This window comes from uncultured Marinococcus sp. (assembly GCF_947493875.1).
Lineage (GTDB): Bacteria > Bacillota > Bacilli > Bacillales > Marinococcaceae > Marinococcus.
Genome location: NZ_CANLSU010000002.1, coordinates 202,581 through 221,496 on the forward strand (window position 1 = coordinate 202,581; position 18,916 = coordinate 221,496).

An 18,916-nucleotide genomic window follows, 5' to 3' on the forward strand; every position below is an offset into this window, starting at 1 on the left:
TGGGCCTGCCCCTTTTGAAAAAAGAAGAGAGACAGCGGAACGGCACTGGTGCGGTCCGCTTTTGAAATAGAGATAGGAGGATAACACATGAGTGATCGTCATTATACATTATTTGAAGAACAGCAGCAGGCAAGGGGCATTGACCTCGAAGCTGTGAAAAAGAAGCTGCAGAAGCTGCAGGTTGAAACCCCTTCCTGGGGCTTTGGAGATTCCGGGACCCGTTTTAAAGTATTCCAGCAGGAAGGCATACCCCGCGATCCTTTTGAAAAATTAGAGGACGCCGCCCAGGTGCACAAGCACACCGGTTCAAGCCCTTCAGTGGCGATTCATATTCCGTGGGATAAAGTAGATAATTACAAAGACTTGAAAACGCATGCAGAAAGTCTTGGTGTAAGTATTGGAGCAGTGAACCCAAACCTGTTTCAAGATGACGATTATAAATTCGGGAGCCTGACCAATACTGATCCGTCGATCCGCCGGAAGGCACTCGATCATCTGCTTGAATGCATTGACATCGCCCGGGAAGTAGACTCTAATGTGTTAAGCCTCTGGTTTGCCGACGGCACCAATTATCCGGGACAGGCGGACTTTCGAAAGCGGAAAAACTGGATGCTTGAAGGGCTGAAAAGCATGTATGAGGCGATGGATGATTCGATGCGCATGCTGATTGAATACAAGTTTTTCGAACCAGGATTTTATCATACTGATTTTGCAGATTGGGGTATGGCATTTAACGCAGCCAACAAGCTTGGCAGCAAAGCGGAAGTGCTGGTGGATACCGGACACCATCCGCAGGCGACTAACATTGAGCACATTGTGGCATACCTGCTCGATGAGCAGAAGCTGGGCGGTTTTCACTTTAACAGCCGCAAATATGCAGATGACGATCTTATTGTCGGTGCCCATGATCCGTATGAAGTATTCTTGATTCTTCAGCAGATTGTGCAGGCTGAGGAGGACCCGGATCCGGCGGTTCGTCAAAACGCCGAAAGCATCGCGTATATGCTTGACCAGTGCCACAACCTGGAGCCGAAAATTCCGGCCATGATCCGTTCAATTGAAAACGTTCAGACAATGTATGCCAAGGCGTGCCTGGTGAATTTAGAGGAGCTGAGAAACGCTCAGAAAAAACAGGACGTTCTCGGTGCCGAACGCGCGATCCGGTCTGCCTTTGAAGCCGACGTTACACCGCTGCTCGAAGCTTTTCGCGAAGAAGCAGGAGCTTCGGTGAAGCCGATGGACGCTTATCACGCCAGCGGCTATGGGGAAAAAATTCTCTCCCGCGGCAAAGGTGGTGCCAGCTGGTGAGTGTACTCGCGTTCGATTTAGGGGCAGGCAGCGGAAGAGCCGTGCTTGGCTGGATCGAAGCCGGGCGGCTTGAAACCATGGATGTGCACCGCTTTAAAAATGAACCGGTTCGGGTAAACGGTCGGTTTCACTGGGATATCTACCGCATTTTTCATGAATTAAAAGAAGGCATTCGTGCGGCTTACGAAGAGCGGCAGGACATTGAAAGCATCGCCATCGACAGTTGGGCGGTCGACTTCGGCTGTGTAGGGCAGGACGGAGAGCTTTTGCGTCATCCGTATCATTACCGCGACGCTCATACAGATGGAGTGATGGAGCAGGTAACGGAGCGTATCGGTAAAAAATTTATTTTTGAACGCACCGGCATTCAGTTTCTGCCGTTCAATACCATTTACCAGCTCGAAGCGATGATAAAGGCTGATTCCCCGGCTTTGAAGGAAACACGGACGCTCTTAATGATTCCTGATCTCCTGCGCTATTTTTTAACGGGAGAAATGAAAAGCGAATTTACTAATGCGACCACTACTCAGCTGTTTAACCCCCGGACGATGGACTGGGACGAAGATCTGTTAAAGGCCATCGGCGTGCCCAGGGAATGGATGGCTGAGGTGGTGATGCCGGGCACACGGGTGGGAGAGCTGCGTGAGGATCTGCAGCAGGAGCTGCAGGTACCGGCAATTCCTGTGTATACAAGTGCCGAACATGATACTGGAGCGGCAGTAGCCGGAGTGCCGGCGGCATCTTCTTCGTTTGCCTATTTGAGCTGCGGCACCTGGTCGCTGATGGGCACAGAGATTGAAGAACCAAATACAACTCCGGAAGCGTTTGAATGGAATTTCACGAACGAAGGCGGTGTGGAACGGACCTTTCGTCTGCTGAAAAATATTATGGGGCTGTGGATTTTTGAGGAGTGCCGCCGTGCCTGGCGCGGCGATGATGCTTCCCATGAAGCGCTGCTTGCACAGATGGAGGAAGCGCCGGCCTTTCAGTCTTATATTGATCCGGATGATCTTCAGTTTCTGCACCCGGCAGACATGCCCTTTCAAATTCAGGAGTACTGCCGGGAGAGCGGCCAAAAAGTACCTGAAACCAAAGGGGAAATCGTGCGGTGCATTATGGAGAGCCTGGCTATGAAATACCGGCACGTGCTCGAGCGCACGGAGCAGCTTTCCGGCCAGTCTTTTTCAGGACTGTACATGGTGGGTGGCGGCATTAAAAATACCTATCTATCCCAGTTTACGGCGAATGCACTAGGGCGTAACGTGTGGGCCGGGCCGAAGGAAGCAAGTGCCCTCGGTAATATTACGGTGCAGCTGACCGCTGCCGGGAAAATCAAAGACCGGCACGAAGCGCGCAGCTATATTCGCAAAGCAGTAGAAGTAAACGCCTTTTCCCCGAAAGAGCACACTGCGTGGAATACGGAATATGAGTCGTTCTGCGAAAGGACAGGGCTTGGAAATGGTTTGTCCAAAGCAAAAAGAGCGTAATGAGGAAGGTCTCCGGAGTTCTGGTCCGGGGGCTTTTTTGTGCAGAACAGGAAAACCGTATATACTATATGTAAACGATTACCAAAAGGAGATGAAGCTATGAATATTGCGCTGCAGCTTTACACGCTTCGAAATGAGCTTGAAGAGGATTTTATTGGCACGCTCCAGCAGGTGAGAACCATGGGATACAAAGCGGTGGAGCTGGCCGGCCAGAACGGCGGCTTTGGTACGGAAGAGCTTGCGGGGACGATGAAGAATATTGGCCTTCAGGTAGTCTCGAGCCATGTGCCGTTGGAGGAGCTTCAGGATGACCTGGACGGGGTGATAGAAAAGCATCTGGCGCTTGGATGCCGCCACATTGTCTGTCCCTACCTCGATGAAGAAAAACGTTCGAGTCTGAAGGCCTATAAGCAGACGGCGAAGGAACTAAACAGAATCGGAAAAGCGTGCCGGAAGGAAGGCATCACATTTTCGTATCATAACCATGATTTTGAACTGCTCCCGCTCGAAGGACAGCTTCCATTTGAAGTCATGCTTGAGGAAATGAAGCCGGAGCACGTGCAGGTGGAGCTTGATACATACTGGGTACAGAAGGCGGGGGCAGACCCTTTTGCCTGGATAGACCGGCTCAGGGACCGGCTTTCACTTGTGCATATTAAAGATATGACTGAAGACGGAGAGGAATTTTTTGCGGAGCTCGGCGAAGGGAAAATGGATATTGAGGCGATTATGAAAAAAGCAGAGGAGGCCGGGGCTTCCTGGCAGATCGTGGAGCAGGACGCCTCGCGGCGGAAGCCCCTGGAAAGCGTGCGTATAAGCATGGATTATATTCAGAAAACGTTTGTTTAAAGAAAAGGCAGCTGAGGAAGAGAACTATCAAGGAGGACGATAATTATGCCATCCGCTTTTGATATTTCAGATAAAACAGGCCAGGGTCTGGCCGTAGACGATTTTGTTGAACGCATGCGCCCAACGTACCGGGAAAAAATGGAGCCGTGGCAGGCCGCTTTCTCCTGGAATCATCACCCGGAGGACAAGCTGCTCGCCCTGCAGTCCAGGGATGATCTGCACTGCTCTATCCTTGCATCAGACTGGTGCGGGGACGTGCACCGGAACTTCCCGGTTATCGTGGAAGTAATGCGAAAAGCCGGTATCCCGGTGGAAGTGTTTATTCAGGAGGACCATCCGGATTTTATCGATCAATTCCGTACCCTTGGTGGCACCTCGGTGCCAAAAGTGATTGTTTCTGATGAACATGGAAAGGTTTATTTCAGCTGGGGGCCGAGACCCGCTTTTGTGCAGGAGCCAATGAAGTATTTTAAAAGCCTTGGGCTCACAGAAAATGATGAATCGTATGCAGATGAACGCTCGGCAGCATATGAAAGCATTTTTTCGAGATACGGAGACGATGCAGACTATCAACGGCTGGTTGTTTATGAACTGACCAACCTGCTGGAGCAGAGCTGACGACACTCATAAAAAAGCCCGTGCCTTTTCAGGTACGGGCTTTCTCTGTGCGGCGAAGTGTTGGTTCCAGCGTGAGCTCCACGTTTCCCTGGATGGCCCGGGAAATCATGCATGCCGTTTCCGCTTTTTCAATCAGCTTCTGTGCTTTTTCCATCTGCTTGTCGGAAGCTTCGGCATCAAGGGTGATCACTGGGCGGTGGATAATTTCTTTATACGTAAACACGCCGTTGGTGACATCCACGCGGCCTTCGCTCGTATGCGCCATGGAGGCAATCGGAAGCTCCGCGCGCTCAAGCATGGCACCGAGCGTGATGATATAGCATGTGGCTGCGGCGCCCAGGAGCATTTCATCAGGATTTGTGCCAATGCCCGGGCCGTCCATTTCTTCAGGAATGGAGATATCCGTTTTCAGCTGTCCGGCATCAATAGAGCCGACGGCGTTACGGCCGCCGGGCCAGTCCGCCGTTAAATGAAAGTGTTCGATTGCCATAACTTATCCCTTCTTTACATAAAGTCTTTCCTTGAGGATAAAAAATAAAAAAAGGAAAAGCAAAAAAAGTGCCTGCAACAGGTTTCAAATAACAGGAAAAGGTTTATGGAAGAGTATGCTGAAAAACGGGAGGCTTATACATGCAGAAGGTATTACTTACAGGAGCAGCAGGTACAATCGGTACCGTACTCAGGAGCTATCTATCGAAGCGTTTTGACCTATTACTGACAGATGCGAAAGCTCCGGAGGATTTAACAAGCGAAGAAACATTCATGGAGGCGGATATCACCGACAAATCGGAGGTCCGTGAGCTTATGCACGGGGTGGATGCAGTTATCCATCTGGGAGGTATCCCGGTTGAGGTGGACTTTGAATCAATTGAGCAGGTGAACATAAAAGGAACGTTTCACGTGATGGAGGCAGCAGCCGAGGCAGGCGTGGAACGATTGATTTTTGCCAGCAGTATCCATGCGGTTGGCTTTTATCCGGCGGACGAATGGGTGGACGAAGCCTCACCAGTGCGACCCGACACGCTGTATGGCGTCAGTAAGGCATACGGGGAGGCACTCGGACGTTATTTTCACGAGAAATTTGGGTTAAAGGGCATTGGGGTGCGTATCTGTAATTTTCAGGACCGGCCGGCATCCGGATACGATTTGGAAAACTGGTTTAGCCCCCGCGATGCAGAGCGCTTATTTGAAGCGGCACTCACATGCGCATTGCCGGAGTATCTGATTGTTTACGGCATTTCAAACAACACCCGGGCGAAATTTAAAAATACCCGGGCAAAAGAAATAGGCTACGAGCCACAGGAGAATGCCGAAGACTACGCCGGTGAAGTGGAGGCAGGGAGCCATCCGAAAAAGGGAGGAGACTTTACGGCGAAGGACTTCGGAAAAGAGAACGGACGGTGAGACGGATGCAGGAAGCAGAGCTGAAGATTTTAGGGGGCGAAGACGCTGAAGCCTACGCAGAGCTTAGGATGCAGGCCCTGGAGGAGAGTCCGGAGGCCTTTGCTTCCACCCTCGAGGAGGAAATACAGCATCCGGATCCGGTCCGGAAATATAAAGAAAGGCTAAAGGGAAGTCAGTCTTTTACATGGGGCATCAAAGCCGAAAACGAGCTTGCGGGTGTCATCACCCTGCTCCCGATGCAGATGAAGAAGCTTCAGCACAAAGCGACGATTCTGGCTATGTATGTAAAGCCTGCATTCAGGGGGTGCGGGTTTGGAGGCAGACTCGTAGAAGCTGCATTGAAGCGGGCAGGTAAAGACGGGGTCGAACAGGTGCAGTTAACCGTCGTGAGTGGAAATGAGCATGCGCTTCGCCTGTACGAAGCCTGCGGCTTCTCTGTTTTTTCGACAGAAAAAGAAGCGATGAAAACAGCAGACGGCTACGAGGATGAGCACTGGATGGTTCGTTTTTTAAAAAATTAAAAAATGTTTAAAGTTCCATAGTTTTCCACTTCAGCTTTCCGTATAATAAATAATATTATTTATTATCTTAAAGTTAAAAGGAAAGGAAGTGAAAGCATGGGCTCCTGGAAAGCATACCGGTTTCCGGTAATTATGCTTGTTGCTATTATCATTGGAAGTATAGCGGGTTTTATTTGGGGTGAAGACGCCATGGTGGTCCAGCCTCTCGGTGATTTGTTTTTAAATATGATGTTTACTATTGTAGTACCTTTGGTATTTTTCTCCATTGCTTCAGCTGTAGCGGTCATGGATTCGGTGAAGCGCCTTGGCCGTATTCTGGGTTCAATGATGATTGTTTTTATTGTAACCGGCATTATATCTTCCTGCCTTATGCTGGCGGCGGTGGTAGTTTTTCCTCCTGCAGAAAACGTAAGTGTGAGCGAAGAGCAGCCATCTCAGCAGGAGGAAGAGGGCTCGTTTGCTGATCAGCTTGTAGAAACATTCACAGTGTCTGATTTTATAGACATCTTTTCAACTGAAAATATGCTCGCTCTAATTGTTTTTGCTATGCTTGTTGGCGTAGCTACAGGTTTATCGGGGGAAGCTGGAAAGCCGTTTGCCCAGTTCTTACAGAGCGGATCAGAAGTATTCATGAAAATAGTGGCTCTGGTTCTTTATTACGCACCAATTGGGTTAGGGGCGTATTTTGCAGCTTTGGTAGGAGAGTATGGTCCGCAATTGATCGGGGAGTACGCTAAAGCAGTAGCAGTTTATTATCCTGTCGCTATTTTATATTTTATTGTTGGTTTTTCTTTTTACGCATGGGTGGCTGGAGGAAGGCAGGGCTTCAGGAGCTTTTGGAAAAATATCTTTGCCCCGGCGGTAACTTCACTTGGTACAGCCAGTAGCGTGGCATCCCTGCCGGTGAATTTAAATGCAGCCAGAAATGCCGGAGTGCCTAAAGATATAAGAGAAACAATACTTCCTATCGGAGCTACCATTCATATGGATGGTTCCTGCTTATCCGCCATATTAAAAATAGCTTTTGTATTCGGTGTTTTTCAAATGGAATTTACCGGCCTAAATACATATTTAACTGCTATCGGCATCGCTCTGCTAAGCGGAATGGTGATGAGTGGGGTTCCCGGCGGAGGGTTCATTGGAGAAATTATGATTGTTACGCTTTACGGCCTGCCTATTGAAGCGTTACCTATTATCACAGCCATCGGAATTGTTGTTGATCCTCCTGCAACAACTGTAAATGTTGCGGGCGATAATGTTTCAAGTATGCTTGTGGCAAGGTATCTGGAAGGTAGGAATTGGATGAATGTACACTTCTAGACTTCGGTTTCCCTCAGTATTTTATAGGGAAGAATGAAGCACAGGAGGGATTACAATGAAAGTTCAGGCAGCGGTAGTCAGTGAACAAGCTGGCGCCATTCAGCATAAAGAAGCAGAACTCGATGAACCGAAAACAGGAGAAGTGAGAGTGAAAATTGCTGCAGCCGGTATTTGTCATACCGATCTTGGCGTGCAGCAGCAGGAGATTCCGACACCGCTTCCGATTGCTTTAGGGCATGAAGGAGCGGGCGTGGTGGAAAAGGTCGGTGACGGAGTCCAGGACGTAGCACCCGGCGACCACGTGGTTATCACATTTTCACACTGCGGCACGTGCCGTAACTGCCGGGAAGGACATCCCGGGGCATGTGAAAATTTTAATGCCTTAAACTTCGGCGGCACCATGAACGATGGCACCCGCCGTCTTCACAGTGGAGACAGTGAAGTGTCTTCTTTGTTCGGGCAGGGATCGCTTGCCACCTACGCTGTGACACCCGTCAATAATGTGGTAAAAGTCAGCCGTGACGTAGATATCCGTCTGCTTGGACCCTTAGCCTGCGGTGTCCAGACTGGTGCAGGCACGGTGCTCAGCCGCCTGAACTTAGGCGTTGGCGATACGATAGTCGTTTTTGGCTGCGGAGGAGTCGGTATGAGTGCCGTTATGGCTGCACATCTCGCCGGTGCTCTGCAGGTCATCGCCGTAGACGTCAATGAAGAACGTCTGGAGACGGCGAAAGAGCTCGGAGCAACGCACACCATCAATGGGAAAAACGAAGACGTCGTTGAAAAAGTGAAGGAGTGGACCAATGGAGGAGCAGATTATGCGCTTGAATCCACCGGAGTGGCTGCCCTGGCAAAAAAGGCGATGGATGTGCTCCGCTATAAAGGGGAGTCGGCCGTCGTCGGAGCTGGCGCAGACACTGAATTTCATGTGCACCAGAACTTCATCGTGCCAAACGCCACCATGTCAGGTGTCGTAGAGGGAGATGTTGTGCCCAAGCTGTTCATTCCGATGCTTGTCGAATATTATAAACAGGGTAAATTTCCTTTCGATAAATTGGTCACCATGTACCCATTTGAAGAGCTCGAGCAGGCCCTTGAAGATATGAAAGCAGGTAAAACGATCAAGCCAGTAATCACATTTGAATAGCAGATGGAAGCTGCGCAGATATGCGCGGCTTCTTCTTAATGTAAAAAAGGAGGTTTCACATGGAACGGATAGCGATTGATATGGATGAAGTAACGGTAAATACGCTGCCAACGCTGCTACATAGGTTTAATAAGGATTACGGGCACAGTGTTACTGTTGAAGACCTCAAAGGCATGAAGCTTGAAGCTCTGCATCCGGAGCTTCATGATGAGATAAAAGCTTATTTCTACGAGCCGTCTTTTTTTCGTCATCTGCAGGTCATGGACGGGGCCCCGGACGTAATCGAACAGCTTGCCGGACAATATGAAGTGTTTATTACGACAGCAGCGATGGAATTTCCACCATCATTTGCGGCAAAATATGAGTGGCTGAAACATAATCTTTCTTTTTTGGGAGACATGAATTTTGTATTCTGCGGCGACAAAAGCATCATTCATGCAGATTATTTGATAGATGATAACGCCAGACACTTCGAGCGTTTTGCCGGCAAAGGGATTTTGTACACTGCTCCGCATAATGTTTATGACACGGCTTATACAAGAGTGGATCACTGGGAAGACATTCGGCGCTATTTTTTAACATAAAGGCCCATATGTTCCGAAATTGAGAATCCAGGCACTGGCAGGAAGAAAAGCAGAGAAAGGTTGTTGTACAATAAAAAAAGATGTAGAGTAAACCAGTATGAAAAGCGTTCGTAGGAGAGAGAAGCATGCAGAATAAACAGACAGGAGAAAGACTGCGGCAGCGGGGACAGCATCTATCAACAGCACAGCTTGCCCTGCTGTTTGCCGGAATCATTATGCTAGCGGTCAATCTCCGGCCGGCGTTAACAGGCGTCGGACCGTTAATCCCGTTAATCCGGGAGGATATTTCCCTGACAAGAGGAACAGCTGGTTTGATTACGACCCTGTCGCTGCTGACATTTGCGGCAGTCTCGCCGATGGCCCCAAAAATCGGATCAAAAATTGGGCACCAGCGAGCTTTGATGGTTGGTGTTCTCGTACTTATTGCGGGTATTGTCATGCGCTACGTGCCCGAAGCCGTTTTTTTATTTGCCGGGAGTCTGCTCGTAGGAGCGGGCATTGCAATGCTCAATGTGCTCCTTCCCGGTGTCATTAAGGAGTCATTTCCACATAATGTCGGTGTAATGACCAGTATTTATACGACTACGATGGTGTTAATGGCCGCCGTCGGATCAGGAGTGTCGGTGCCGCTTGCGTCCAGCGCCGGGCTGGGGTGGCAGTGGTCGCTTCTGTTCTGGGTCGTCCCTGCGGCAGCAGCGGTGCTATGCTGGGGAATGGTGCTGAAGAACAGGCAGCTTCAGATGCCGGGCCGCGTGAGAGTCGTGGAGCGAAGCAATTCTGAAGGATCAATTTGGAAGTCTCCGCTTGCCTGGCAGGTGACATTGTTTATGGGCCTGCAGTCCATCGGCTTTTATGTGACCATCACCTGGCTGCCGGATATTTTAAATAATCTTGGAAGCATGCCGCTTGCAGCTGCGGGCTGGCTTGTGGCCCTCATGCAGATCGCAAGTCTTCCGGCTACATTTTTAACGCCGATTCTTGCCGGAAGATTCCGTAATCAGCAGGGCATTATTGCCGTGATCGGTGTGATTGCGGTGCTCGGTCTGGTGCTGCTTATGACAAATACATCACCGTTCATGCTCACGATTGCGGTGCTGTTTATCGGGCTCGCGCAGGGCGGAAGCATCAGCCTGGCGCTTGCTTTGTTGAGCATCCGGGCTTCGACGCCGCAGCGGGCAGCAGATTTATCCGGAATGGCCCAGTCGGTAGGTTATTTTATGGCTGCGCTCGGGCCGATCCTCGTAGGAGCTTCCTTTGATGCGTGGGAAACCTGGATGCCCGCCCTGCTTATTTTAATGGTTGTTTCGGTTCTGCAGATAGGCGCCGGCATGGGCGCCGGCCGCAACAAAGAAGTATAAACAGCCAAGGCTTTCCGATGTGGAAAGTCTTTTTTTATGTATCACAGATGTGTAAAATATACGGTTATGGGGTATCGCAATCAATGGAATAAAAAGAAAGGGGGAAACACAATGGACACGATTTCCATTATTGCGGTCGTTTCACTGGCAGCTGCCTTCATTTCTACCGTGATTGTCATTGCAGATCTCCGGAAAAACCCGCAGCCGATGATGGTGATGAATATTGTCTGGCCGCTCACCGTCCTGTATTCCGGGCCGCTCGGCCTGTTCTTCTATTACTATATCGGCCGGAAGGGACACGGCAACAAGCCGATGTGGCAGTCCACGGTAGCCTCCACCAGCCACTGCGGTGCCGGTTGTGCACTCGGGGACATCGTCGGCATTCCGATTGTCGTCGCCCTGGGCTGGACGATTGCAGGCACCCGGCTGTTCGCCGACTATATCGTGGAATTTATCCTCGCCTATACGTTCGGGATTTTCTTTCAGCTGGCGTCCATCCTGCCAATGCATGACAACATGAGCAAAAGCCATGGCATCAAACAGGCCGCTAAGGCCGACACACTGTCGCTTGTCGCGTACCAGATCGGCATGTTTGGTTTTATGGCGCTCGTTCATTTTGTGTTCTTTGCCACCCCGCCGAGCCCGGCCGGCCCGACCTTCTGGTTTATGATGCAGATCGCGATGGTGATCGGATTTTTAACCAGCTATCCGGTGAACTGGTGGCTCGTCGACAAAGGCATCAAGCACGCGATGTAAACAAAGGCAGAAGGCCGCATGGTCTTCTGTTTTTTTATGCAGATTTTGTCAGCTGGGACGGGGGATATGATAAGCTTAGTTCATATAAATAATGCAGTGAAGCATATAAAGGAGAGAGGACCATGCCGGCACGGTTAGCTTATCTGCTCGTCCTGGCTGGGGCGGCATTGTGGGGAACAACGGGGCTGTTTGTGCAAAACCTGTATACATATGGATTCACGCCGTGGGAGGTCGTAGGCATCCGCCTGATTTTTTCAGCGGTTATTATTACCCTGTTTTTAAGTGTTGTGGAGAGAAGCCTGCTGCGCATCCGCTGGCAGGATCTGCCGCTGTTTGTCGGCACGGGGATTATCAGCATTGCTTTTTTTAACTTTTTCTTTTTCTCCGTGATGGAGGTGTCCGGCATCTCTCTTGCAGTGGTGATGCTGTACACGGGACCATTGTTCGTGGCCGTTATTGCCAAGTTCGTTTTTAAGGAAACGCTGACAGCCGGAAAAATAGCGGCACTTGTGATAATGATTACCGGGTGCATGTACGCCGTGGGGCTGATCCCACTTGGCTCGGACAGCATCGCCGCAGCTGCTGTTCTGTTCGGAATTGCTTCTGGCTTCTTTTACGCCCTTTACAGCATTTTTGGGAAATTTTTAAGCGCCCGGTATCATCCGCTTACAATCACGACCTATTCCATGATTCTTGGCGGCCTGTTTTTACTTCCTGCAAGCCGTTTGTGGGAAAAGGCGGAAGCTTTTATGGAGCCCGGGGTATGGTGGAACGGCATCGGGCTTGCGGTGGCGGCAACAACGGTCGCTTATGTAGCATACACAGCCGGTCTTACTCACGTGGAATCTTCACGGGCCTCCATTCTTTCCATTATTGAGCCGGTAGTAGCGATTATAATTGGCGTAGCTGTTTTTGGGGATTCCTTTACGCTCTGGCAGACCTTTGGCATTGTGCTCGTTTTTGTGGCGATTATTGCTACGGTTTATGGTGATACGCTGCTTGGAAAAATGCTGGGGAAAGCTTCTTTAAACCGGGAGTCTTAAATAAAAAATTTGCACTGCACGAGGAGGGGGCAGCATATGAACATACGCGTAATGGAATGGTTTACGGGAAAACCGGAGAACATCTCAGCCGAAGAAGAAAAGCCGGTATTCTCGGCTATTAATAAAATAAAGCGTTCCGAAGAGTCCCTGTATTTATCGGAGACTGGTCTGGAGGGAGACGAACAGGCAGATAAAAAGAGCCATGGAGGCCCGGAGAAAGCAGTTTGTGTATATCCATGGGAGCATTACGCCTACTGGAGCAGAACGCTCGAGGATGCACTGCCGCACGGGGGATTTGGGGAAAATATTACGGTACAGAACGGAGTAGAGGAGGATGTGATGATCGGCGATGTTTTCCGTTGGGGAGAAGCAGTCGTGGAAATCAGCCAGCCCCGGGAGCCCTGCTATAAAATTGCGAAACGCCACGGCATTAAAAAACTGCCCCTTTACCTTCGGGAAACAAGCTATTCAGGCTATTATCTGCGAGTGCGCCAGGCGGGCACCGTAGAAAAACATCAGCCGCTGCGTCTGGAAACGAGAACGACCTCGTTAACCGTCGCTGGCGTGAACCGGATCACCTATCATTCAGAAGATCCTGCAGAGGTTGAAGAAGCACTGGAATGTGCTTCTCTTTCAGAGGAATGGAAAAAATCCCTGCACAAAAAGCTGGATAAGCTAAAAAATAAGCACTGACCCATAAGGGCCGGTGCTTATTTTGTCGCAGAAGGGACGTCGGCGCTGATTCGTTCGGCATGCGCATAAACATTAAAGGTGGAGCCCCGGATAAACCCGACGGCTGTAATGTTCAAATCATCTGCAAGACGGATCGCAAGGTTTGTCGGGGCGGATTTGGATAAAATAATACCCATGCCCATTTTGGCCGCCTTTGTCAGCACCTCGGAGCTTAAACGCCCGCTGAAAACAAGTATCTTATCGCGTACCTGAATGCCGTTCATCAAGCAGTGCCCGTACAGCTTATCGAGGGCATTATGCCGGCCGATGTCGGAACGGTCGACAATGATCCCGTCTGTATCGCAGATGGCAGCGTTATGGACGCCGCCGGTATTTTTAAACACGACGCTGTTTTCCTGCATTTCCTTCATAAATCCGAGACACTGCTCCGGTGTCAGTGTACGTTTGGTCACAGCTGTTTTTGCGGTCTGGACATCGCTTTGAAAATAAAACTGGCGGCTTTTTCCGCAGCAGGAACCAATCACGCGCTTGGAGTAAAAGGAGGCTTCCTTAACCCGGTTGGAGTTGATGGAAACGTAGGCAAAGCCCAGGTCATCGTCGACAGAAATCGATTCAATCTCCCGGTAGAATAAGACGACTCCTTCGGATGCGAGAAATCCGACGACGAGCTCCTCCACGTGGGTGGGGGTGCATACAAGCGTTGCGAACTCTTCGTCATTTACGACAATTGTCATCGGCTTTTCCAGAGCGACCTGGTCTTCTGCTGCGTAAAGCCCCTCTTCCGGCGAATAGGAGACGATAGGCTGGATGGCGGTGGAGCGGTCTGGCATAGGCGTACTCCTTTCAAAACCCGTGCCCGGCACGGAGGATAATTGTGTGATTATATTTTCATCGTACCATGAGAGACAAATTATACAGAAAAAAATGCACAAAAAGCCTGCATCCTTTTGAAAGGAGGCAGGCTGAATGATGCAGAATTATCGTTTTTTGCCCCAGGCTTTTAAATTTTTCAGCCATGGGATGCTGTCATTGTAAAAGACCGGATCGATTCCCTGTTTGCGCTGGTCTGTGTAGTTTTTGAGTGCAGCAGCAACGATATGGCCGAGCAGTGCAATGGCTATAAGGTTAACGACTGCCATTAAGCCCATAAACAGATCTGCCATCGCCCATACAAGCTCGAGGCCGCTTGCTGCGCCTAAAAGAACGAACAGCAGGAAGCAGACACGGAAGATTTGAACGTATCTGCGTTTTGGAGAAATGAATTCCACGTTCACTTCCCCGTAGTAATAGTTCCCGAGCAGGGAGCTGAAGGCAAAGAAGAAAATCGCAAGAGAAACGAATGTCTGTGCCCAGCCTCCCAGGTGGAAGGCGAGTGCCTGCTGGGTCAGCTGAATGCCTTCAATATTTGCCCCGGCATCTGCGTACGTGCCGGAAAGCAGAATGATGAACGCTGTCGCGCTGCATATAATGAGCGTGTCCGTCAGAACACCAAGAGACTGAACGAGTCCCTGCTTGACCGGGTGACTGACATAGGCCGTGGCTGCTGCGTTCGGCGCACTACCCATACCGGCCTCATTGGAAAAGAGACCACGCTGGATGCCGAGCATAAGAGCGCCCCCGGCTGTCCCGCCGGCAACCTCGCGAATCCCGAAGGCCTGGCCGAAAATCAGACCGAATACCTGAGGCACATCGGCAATGTTAAGAATCATAATAATGATAGCTACAATAACGTAAAGCGAAGCGAAGATTGGAACAATAATTTCAGCTACTACAGCGATACGCCGGATACCGCCGTAAATAATGACGCCAATCAAAAGCATAATAGCAAGCCCAACGTAAACTGGTGGGATGTTATAAGCCCCGTTGAACGCCTGGGCGATCGTGTTGGTCTGCACGCCGTTGAAAATAAAGCCGAAACAAAGCGTAATCAAGACAGCAAAGATAATTCCGAGCCAGCGGGCGTTCAGCGCCTGCTCCATGTAATAGGCTGGTCCCCCGCGGAAGCCGTCCTTATCCTTTACTTTATACATTTGTGCAAGGGTACTTTCCACAAACCCGGTAGCGGCACCGATAATAGCGATGACCCACATCCAGAAAATGGCGCCAGGTCCGCCGGCGCTGATGGCAAGGGCCACCCCGGCAAGGTTCCCGGTGCCGACACGGGCAGCGGTACTGATCGCAAATGCCTGGAAGGCGCTCGTGCCTTTTCTGTCTTTAAACCCGGAACGGTCGGTCCCTTCTTTGAATAACAGAACAAACATCTCTTTGATCATCCGGAACTGCACGAAGCCGGTACGGATGGTGAAATAAACGCCTAAGATAAGTAAAAGTGCGATTAACAAGTAGCTCCAGATCACGTTACTGAGAGATCCTACAAGGTTATAAAACCAAGTATCAGCTGTTAACCAATTTCCCATATGTATCCTCCTTCAATTAAGGTTGCACCTATTATACATTTTTCAAAGGCTCTCCGACACTGTTTTCAAGGAATTCCTGTAAATGATGACAGGAAAAAACTTAAATTACTTATCAATGACAGTTTTCCAGATGAGTTTTTAAGATGCGAAGGGATTTTTGCTTCATTTTAGATACGGCCTGCGGGGAAACGTTCATTGCCCGGGCTGTCTCCGTCATGGTCGATCCTTCAACAAACAGGGCGTACAGTACAGCTTGTTCCTTTTCCGGCTGCTGCTGAATAATACCGTAAAGCTCCGGGTTTTCAATATGTCCGGCGAGTTCGCGGGAAAAATTCCGGACCTGTTCTGTAAAAGCAGCGGCCGGAAGGAGCTTCTCAGACGTCTCCTCCTCAGTATCGACAGCAAGTGGAAAGCGGTCCCGGTGCTTTCTCTCCCGCTTATCATAGTGAACCGCTGCCCAGTAAATTGTCTTCTGCATGAACACCCGCTTTTTCACATCGAGGAAAAAGGCGCGGAAGGCCTCGTCGAGCTTATCTTTATATCCATGCTCCCAAAAGTATTGGTGGTCAACGGATTCAAAGAAATGCTGAATGAGCTTTTGCTGATGAAAGGTGGTGCTCAAGGTAGATTCCTCCTTTTTGGGTGGTATGTATAAAAGACATCTTCTGTAAAAAATGACAACCTTGATAGGAACATTTGTTCTTATATTTTGATGAATAAAAATTTAACAGAGGGGAATACTAATAGAGAGTAGAAAATTGAAGCTGGAGGAATGGAAATGGGAAACAAAGTATTTATCAGTCCGAGTAAATATGTTCAGGGTGTTGACGTGGTGGATGAAGTGGGTGCCTACGTCAAAGAAATGGGCAGTAAAGCGATTGTAATTGCAGACGAATTTGTATGGAATCTGGCCGGCAACAGAGTGGTCGACAGCCTCAAGCAGCAAAGCATCGACGCTGTAAACATCACTTTTAACGGGGAAGCCTCCACCGGTGAAATTAACCGGATTATCGAAGAAGCCAAATCGGCCGGGGCAGAAATGATTGTTGCTGTCGGCGGCGGCAAGACGCTTGATACAGCAAAAGGGGTCCGTGACCAGATCCCGGATGCCTACTGCGTCATTGTTCCGACAACGGCATCCACAGACGCCCCGACGAGCGCACTTTCCGTCATTTATTCAGATGAGGGTGTGTTCGAATCATATCGTTTTTATTCGAAAAATCCGGATTTAATCGTGATGGATTCCAAAATCATTGCAGGCGCTCCGCCTCGTTTTCTCGCCTCCGGCATTGCGGATGCGATGGCTACATGGGTGGAAGCCCGCATGGCTATTCAGGCGAACGCCAACGCCATGTCCGGCGGACTTTCCACGATAGCCGGCGCGGCAATTGCGGAAAAATGTGAAGAAACGCTGTTTCATTATGGCCTCCTCGCCTATGAATCCAACAAAAGACAGATTGTCACCCATGCTCTTGAGCAGATTGTCGAAGCCAATACGCTTCTGAGTGGCCTTGGGTTTGAAAGCGGCGGGCTTGCGCTTGCCCATGCGATTCACAACGGATTCACTGTTCTCGATGGGGATGTGCATCACATGACCCACGGGGAAAAAGTAGCCTTTGGCACCCTGAGCCAGCTGACGCTTGAGAACCGGTCGAAAGAAGAATTTGAAAAGTACGTGGATCTGTATTACCGCCTCGAGCTGCCAATTACGCTGGAGGATTTGCATCTTGGAGACGCCTCAGAAGAGGAATTGATGAAAGTGGCGGAAGCAGCCTTAACCGAAGGAGAAAGCAGCCACAATATGCCGTTTGCGCTGACGCCTTACGATGTGGTAAGCGCCATGCAGGCAGCCGATCAGTATTCCAAAGCGTATAAAAAAGAGCACGGCCTGAAATAAAATGTAACTGTACGTTCATGAAGCCGCTGGGTTATACGCCCGGCGGCTTTTTGTATAGTTGCGTGGGAGCTTCACCCTCTGCAATGGGCATGATGGAACGTGCTGGTGTTTGTAAGCCGGTAAAAAGTGGAACAATACAGCGTAGAGAATTTTGGAGACAGAAAGGAAGATTTTCATGCGCATATTGTTAGTTGGAGCTTCAGGCACGATCGGAAGCGCAGTATACGAACGATTAAGGGACGACCACGACATTCTTTGTGCCGGGCGGAACGGCCGGGACGTGCAGGTGGACATTACGGATGAAGACAGCATCCGCCAGATGTATGAATCTGTCGGCCGCGTGGATGCAGTTATTACAGCCTCCGGGAGTGCCGGCTTTGCTCCGCTCACCGAGCTGACTCCGGAAAAGAACCAGACGGCCATCAACAGTAAAATGAAGGGCCAGATCAACCTGGTGCTGCTCGGCATTCCATACGTAAATGACGGCGGCAGCTTCACACTTACATCCGGCGTCATGATGGATGATCCGATTCCTCAGGGAACGTCCGCTGCGATGGCAAACGGTGCCGTAAAAAGCTTCGTCACCTCTGCGGCTATCGAATTGCCGAGAGGGATCCGGATTAATAACATCAGTCCGAACCTGTTGGTTGAATCGGCAGAAAAGCTTGGCAGCTTTTTCCGCGGCTTTGCCCCTGTGCCAGGTGAGAAAGTTGCCCTCGCATACCAAAAAAGCGTCGAAGGCCAGCAGACCGGCCAGACGTATGAAGTCTACTAATACAAAGCTCCGGAACGCAGGTGAAAGTCTGTGTTCCGGAGTTTTTTTAGGTATGAAGCGCGTGAGTGGCTAGTGTATTCAGGTAGTCCTTCATTGTCTGTTCAAGGCTCCGGTTATATAGAATCGCAGCCGGGTGATAGATCGGAAAAATATTGTAATGTTCCTTCGTCCAGATGTACGAGTTGGCCTCTTCGTTCCACTGCTGCACTGGATGCGTTTGAATTCTGCCGGTCACATCACCGAGTCTGGGGCTTTTCCCGAGCAGCCGCTGATAGGCGATTTTTCCCATCGGCACAAGCCACTGCGGCTGCACCTGGGAAATTTCATAGTCCAGCACCGGGGCATGCGCCTGAATTTCCTTCTGATTCGGCGTACGGTTGTATTTCCGACGTACCCCGGCTCTCGTCTGTCCCCATTTGAACGGGCGGCTGCGCACGGCGCTTGTCACATAAATATCATCGCGCTTGATATTCAAGTCTTCGAGGTACGAGTCAAAAATGACTCCTGCCCTGCCGCTGAAGGGGATGCCGTTATGAATTTCAGTTTCGCCCGGAGCTTCCCCCACAAACATGATCGTGGCATCCGCAGGTCCGGCGCCCGGCAGAAACCCTTCACAGTCAAATGGTTCAATCCGTTCGTGGGCGAGTTGTACTAAAGAAGCAGGCAGCTGCATAGTTATCATCCTTTTTGTGGTTTCTTTGTCCCTAATAGGTTTGTACCCGAAATGGCGAGGAATAAT

Annotated in this window: 20 protein-coding genes; 15 read left to right on the forward strand and 5 right to left on the reverse strand. The window is 50.1% G+C overall.

Features of this window, described 5'->3' with window-relative positions; genetic code table 11:
- The first annotated feature begins 87 nt into the window (after positions 1-87).
- The 4 genes from rhaI (at position 88) to Q0757_RS03860 (ending at position 4,262) form a co-directional block, all read left to right on the forward strand.
- Positions 88-1,308 (forward strand): L-rhamnose isomerase, encoded by a 1,221-nt coding sequence (rhaI, locus tag Q0757_RS03845; protein ID WP_298784933.1) that lies wholly within the window; start codon positions 88-90, stop codon positions 1,306-1,308.
- Entirely contained in the window at positions 1,305-2,795 is a 1,491-nt protein-coding gene (locus tag Q0757_RS03850; RefSeq protein WP_298784935.1) for a rhamnulokinase family protein, read from the forward strand. The genes rhaI and Q0757_RS03850 overlap by 4 nt, the downstream gene beginning before the upstream one ends.
- 99 nt (positions 2,796-2,894) lie before the next feature.
- Complete coding sequence (locus tag Q0757_RS03855) at positions 2,895-3,644, forward strand: sugar phosphate isomerase/epimerase (protein WP_298784937.1); 750 nt, start codon at positions 2,895-2,897, stop codon at positions 3,642-3,644.
- A 45-nt stretch (positions 3,645-3,689) separates the two neighbouring features.
- Positions 3,690-4,262: a thioredoxin family protein gene (locus tag Q0757_RS03860; RefSeq protein ID WP_298784939.1), complete on the forward strand. Its 573-nt coding sequence runs from the start codon at positions 3,690-3,692 to the stop codon at positions 4,260-4,262.
- Positions 4,263-4,290: 28 nt separating this feature from the next.
- On the opposite strand, the gene Q0757_RS03865 is transcribed toward Q0757_RS03860, so the two are convergent.
- Positions 4,291-4,752 (reverse strand): OsmC family protein, encoded by a 462-nt coding sequence (locus Q0757_RS03865; RefSeq protein ID WP_298784941.1) that lies wholly within the window; start codon positions 4,750-4,752, stop codon positions 4,291-4,293.
- Between the two features lie 140 nt (positions 4,753-4,892).
- Here Q0757_RS03865 and Q0757_RS03870 point away from each other — a divergent pair, with 140 nt between their 5' ends.
- The 9 genes from Q0757_RS03870 (at position 4,893) to Q0757_RS03910 (ending at position 13,088) form a co-directional block, all read left to right on the forward strand.
- Positions 4,893-5,666: an NAD(P)-dependent oxidoreductase gene (locus tag Q0757_RS03870; RefSeq protein WP_298784943.1), complete on the forward strand. Its 774-nt coding sequence runs from the start codon at positions 4,893-4,895 to the stop codon at positions 5,664-5,666.
- A 5-nt stretch (positions 5,667-5,671) separates the two neighbouring features.
- A complete protein-coding gene (locus Q0757_RS03875; RefSeq protein WP_298785382.1) occupies positions 5,672-6,187 on the forward strand; it encodes a GNAT family N-acetyltransferase in 516 nt (171 codons plus the stop codon).
- 96 nt (positions 6,188-6,283) lie between these two features.
- Positions 6,284-7,507 carry a dicarboxylate/amino acid:cation symporter gene (locus tag Q0757_RS03880; protein ID WP_298784945.1) on the forward strand — a complete coding sequence of 408 codons (1,224 nt, stop codon included), beginning with the start codon at positions 6,284-6,286 and terminating at the stop codon, positions 7,505-7,507.
- A gap of 55 nt (positions 7,508-7,562) precedes the next feature.
- Positions 7,563-8,654 (forward strand): NAD(P)-dependent alcohol dehydrogenase, encoded by a 1,092-nt coding sequence (locus tag Q0757_RS03885; RefSeq protein WP_298784947.1) that lies wholly within the window; start codon positions 7,563-7,565, stop codon positions 8,652-8,654.
- Between the two features lie 59 nt (positions 8,655-8,713).
- Positions 8,714-9,238 (forward strand): 5' nucleotidase, NT5C type, encoded by a 525-nt coding sequence (locus tag Q0757_RS03890; RefSeq protein WP_298784949.1) that lies wholly within the window; start codon positions 8,714-8,716, stop codon positions 9,236-9,238.
- A gap of 125 nt (positions 9,239-9,363) precedes the next feature.
- Positions 9,364-10,596, forward strand: coding sequence for an MFS transporter (locus Q0757_RS03895; RefSeq protein WP_298784951.1), 1,233 nt, complete (start codon positions 9,364-9,366; stop codon positions 10,594-10,596).
- A 111-nt stretch (positions 10,597-10,707) separates the two neighbouring features.
- Entirely contained in the window at positions 10,708-11,352 is a 645-nt protein-coding gene (locus Q0757_RS03900) for a DUF4396 domain-containing protein (RefSeq protein ID WP_298784953.1), read from the forward strand.
- 122 nt (positions 11,353-11,474) lie between these two features.
- Positions 11,475-12,395 (forward strand): DMT family transporter, encoded by a 921-nt coding sequence (locus Q0757_RS03905; RefSeq protein ID WP_298784954.1) that lies wholly within the window; start codon positions 11,475-11,477, stop codon positions 12,393-12,395.
- Between the two features lie 36 nt (positions 12,396-12,431).
- Complete coding sequence (locus Q0757_RS03910) at positions 12,432-13,088, forward strand: MOSC domain-containing protein (RefSeq protein WP_298784956.1); 657 nt, start codon at positions 12,432-12,434, stop codon at positions 13,086-13,088.
- A 17-nt stretch (positions 13,089-13,105) separates the two neighbouring features.
- Here Q0757_RS03910 and fdhD read toward each other — a convergent pair whose 3' ends face one another.
- From fdhD to Q0757_RS03925, 3 genes are all read right to left on the reverse strand, one after another.
- Entirely contained in the window at positions 13,106-13,918 is an 813-nt protein-coding gene (gene fdhD, locus Q0757_RS03915; RefSeq protein ID WP_298784958.1) for a formate dehydrogenase accessory sulfurtransferase FdhD, read from the reverse strand.
- A gap of 147 nt (positions 13,919-14,065) precedes the next feature.
- Entirely contained in the window at positions 14,066-15,505 is a 1,440-nt protein-coding gene (locus Q0757_RS03920) for a sodium:alanine symporter family protein (protein ID WP_298784960.1), read from the reverse strand.
- 112 nt (positions 15,506-15,617) lie between these two features.
- Positions 15,618-16,127 carry a sigma factor-like helix-turn-helix DNA-binding protein gene (locus Q0757_RS03925; protein ID WP_298784962.1) on the reverse strand — a complete coding sequence of 170 codons (510 nt, stop codon included), beginning with the start codon at positions 16,125-16,127 and terminating at the stop codon, positions 15,618-15,620.
- 156 nt (positions 16,128-16,283) lie between these two features.
- Between Q0757_RS03925 and Q0757_RS03930 the strand changes: the two genes are divergently transcribed.
- Together Q0757_RS03930 and Q0757_RS03935 are read left to right on the forward strand one after the other, a co-directional pair.
- Positions 16,284-17,402, forward strand: coding sequence for a glycerol dehydrogenase (locus Q0757_RS03930; protein ID WP_298784964.1), 1,119 nt, complete (start codon positions 16,284-16,286; stop codon positions 17,400-17,402).
- A gap of 175 nt (positions 17,403-17,577) precedes the next feature.
- Positions 17,578-18,177: a short chain dehydrogenase gene (locus tag Q0757_RS03935; protein WP_298784966.1), complete on the forward strand. Its 600-nt coding sequence runs from the start codon at positions 17,578-17,580 to the stop codon at positions 18,175-18,177.
- A 46-nt stretch (positions 18,178-18,223) separates the two neighbouring features.
- On the opposite strand, the gene Q0757_RS03940 is transcribed toward Q0757_RS03935, so the two are convergent.
- A complete protein-coding gene (locus Q0757_RS03940; protein WP_298784968.1) occupies positions 18,224-18,859 on the reverse strand; it encodes a uracil-DNA glycosylase in 636 nt (211 codons plus the stop codon).
- Positions 18,860-18,916 lie beyond the last annotated feature (57 nt).

Excerpts from the sequence above, each read along its gene's own strand:
- rhaI (WP_298784933.1), top strand. The coding sequence starts at position 88 with ATGAGTGATCGTCATTATACATTATTTGAAGAACAGCAGCAGGCAAGG.
- Q0757_RS03855 (WP_298784937.1), top strand. The coding sequence starts at position 2,895 with ATGAATATTGCGCTGCAGCTTTACACGCTTCGAAATGAGCTTGAAGAG.
- Q0757_RS03860 (WP_298784939.1), top strand. The coding sequence starts at position 3,690 with ATGCCATCCGCTTTTGATATTTCAGATAAAACAGGCCAGGGTCTGGCC.
- Q0757_RS03865 (WP_298784941.1), bottom strand. The coding sequence starts at position 4,752 with ATGGCAATCGAACACTTTCATTTAACGGCGGACTGGCCCGGCGGCCGT.
- Q0757_RS03870 (WP_298784943.1), top strand. The coding sequence starts at position 4,893 with ATGCAGAAGGTATTACTTACAGGAGCAGCAGGTACAATCGGTACCGTA.
- Q0757_RS03875 (WP_298785382.1), top strand. The coding sequence starts at position 5,672 with ATGCAGGAAGCAGAGCTGAAGATTTTAGGGGGCGAAGACGCTGAAGCC.
- Q0757_RS03880 (WP_298784945.1), top strand. The coding sequence starts at position 6,284 with ATGGGCTCCTGGAAAGCATACCGGTTTCCGGTAATTATGCTTGTTGCT.
- Q0757_RS03885 (WP_298784947.1), top strand. The coding sequence starts at position 7,563 with ATGAAAGTTCAGGCAGCGGTAGTCAGTGAACAAGCTGGCGCCATTCAG.
- Q0757_RS03890 (WP_298784949.1), top strand. The coding sequence starts at position 8,714 with ATGGAACGGATAGCGATTGATATGGATGAAGTAACGGTAAATACGCTG.
- Q0757_RS03895 (WP_298784951.1), top strand. The coding sequence starts at position 9,364 with ATGCAGAATAAACAGACAGGAGAAAGACTGCGGCAGCGGGGACAGCAT.
- Q0757_RS03900 (WP_298784953.1), top strand. The coding sequence starts at position 10,708 with ATGGACACGATTTCCATTATTGCGGTCGTTTCACTGGCAGCTGCCTTC.
- Q0757_RS03905 (WP_298784954.1), top strand. The coding sequence starts at position 11,475 with ATGCCGGCACGGTTAGCTTATCTGCTCGTCCTGGCTGGGGCGGCATTG.
- Q0757_RS03910 (WP_298784956.1), top strand. The coding sequence starts at position 12,432 with ATGAACATACGCGTAATGGAATGGTTTACGGGAAAACCGGAGAACATC.
- fdhD (WP_298784958.1), bottom strand. The coding sequence starts at position 13,918 with ATGCCAGACCGCTCCACCGCCATCCAGCCTATCGTCTCCTATTCGCCG.
- Q0757_RS03920 (WP_298784960.1), bottom strand. The coding sequence starts at position 15,505 with ATGGGAAATTGGTTAACAGCTGATACTTGGTTTTATAACCTTGTAGGA.
- Q0757_RS03930 (WP_298784964.1), top strand. The coding sequence starts at position 16,284 with ATGGGAAACAAAGTATTTATCAGTCCGAGTAAATATGTTCAGGGTGTT.
- Q0757_RS03935 (WP_298784966.1), top strand. The coding sequence starts at position 17,578 with ATGCGCATATTGTTAGTTGGAGCTTCAGGCACGATCGGAAGCGCAGTA.
- Q0757_RS03940 (WP_298784968.1), bottom strand. The coding sequence starts at position 18,859 with ATGATAACTATGCAGCTGCCTGCTTCTTTAGTACAACTCGCCCACGAA.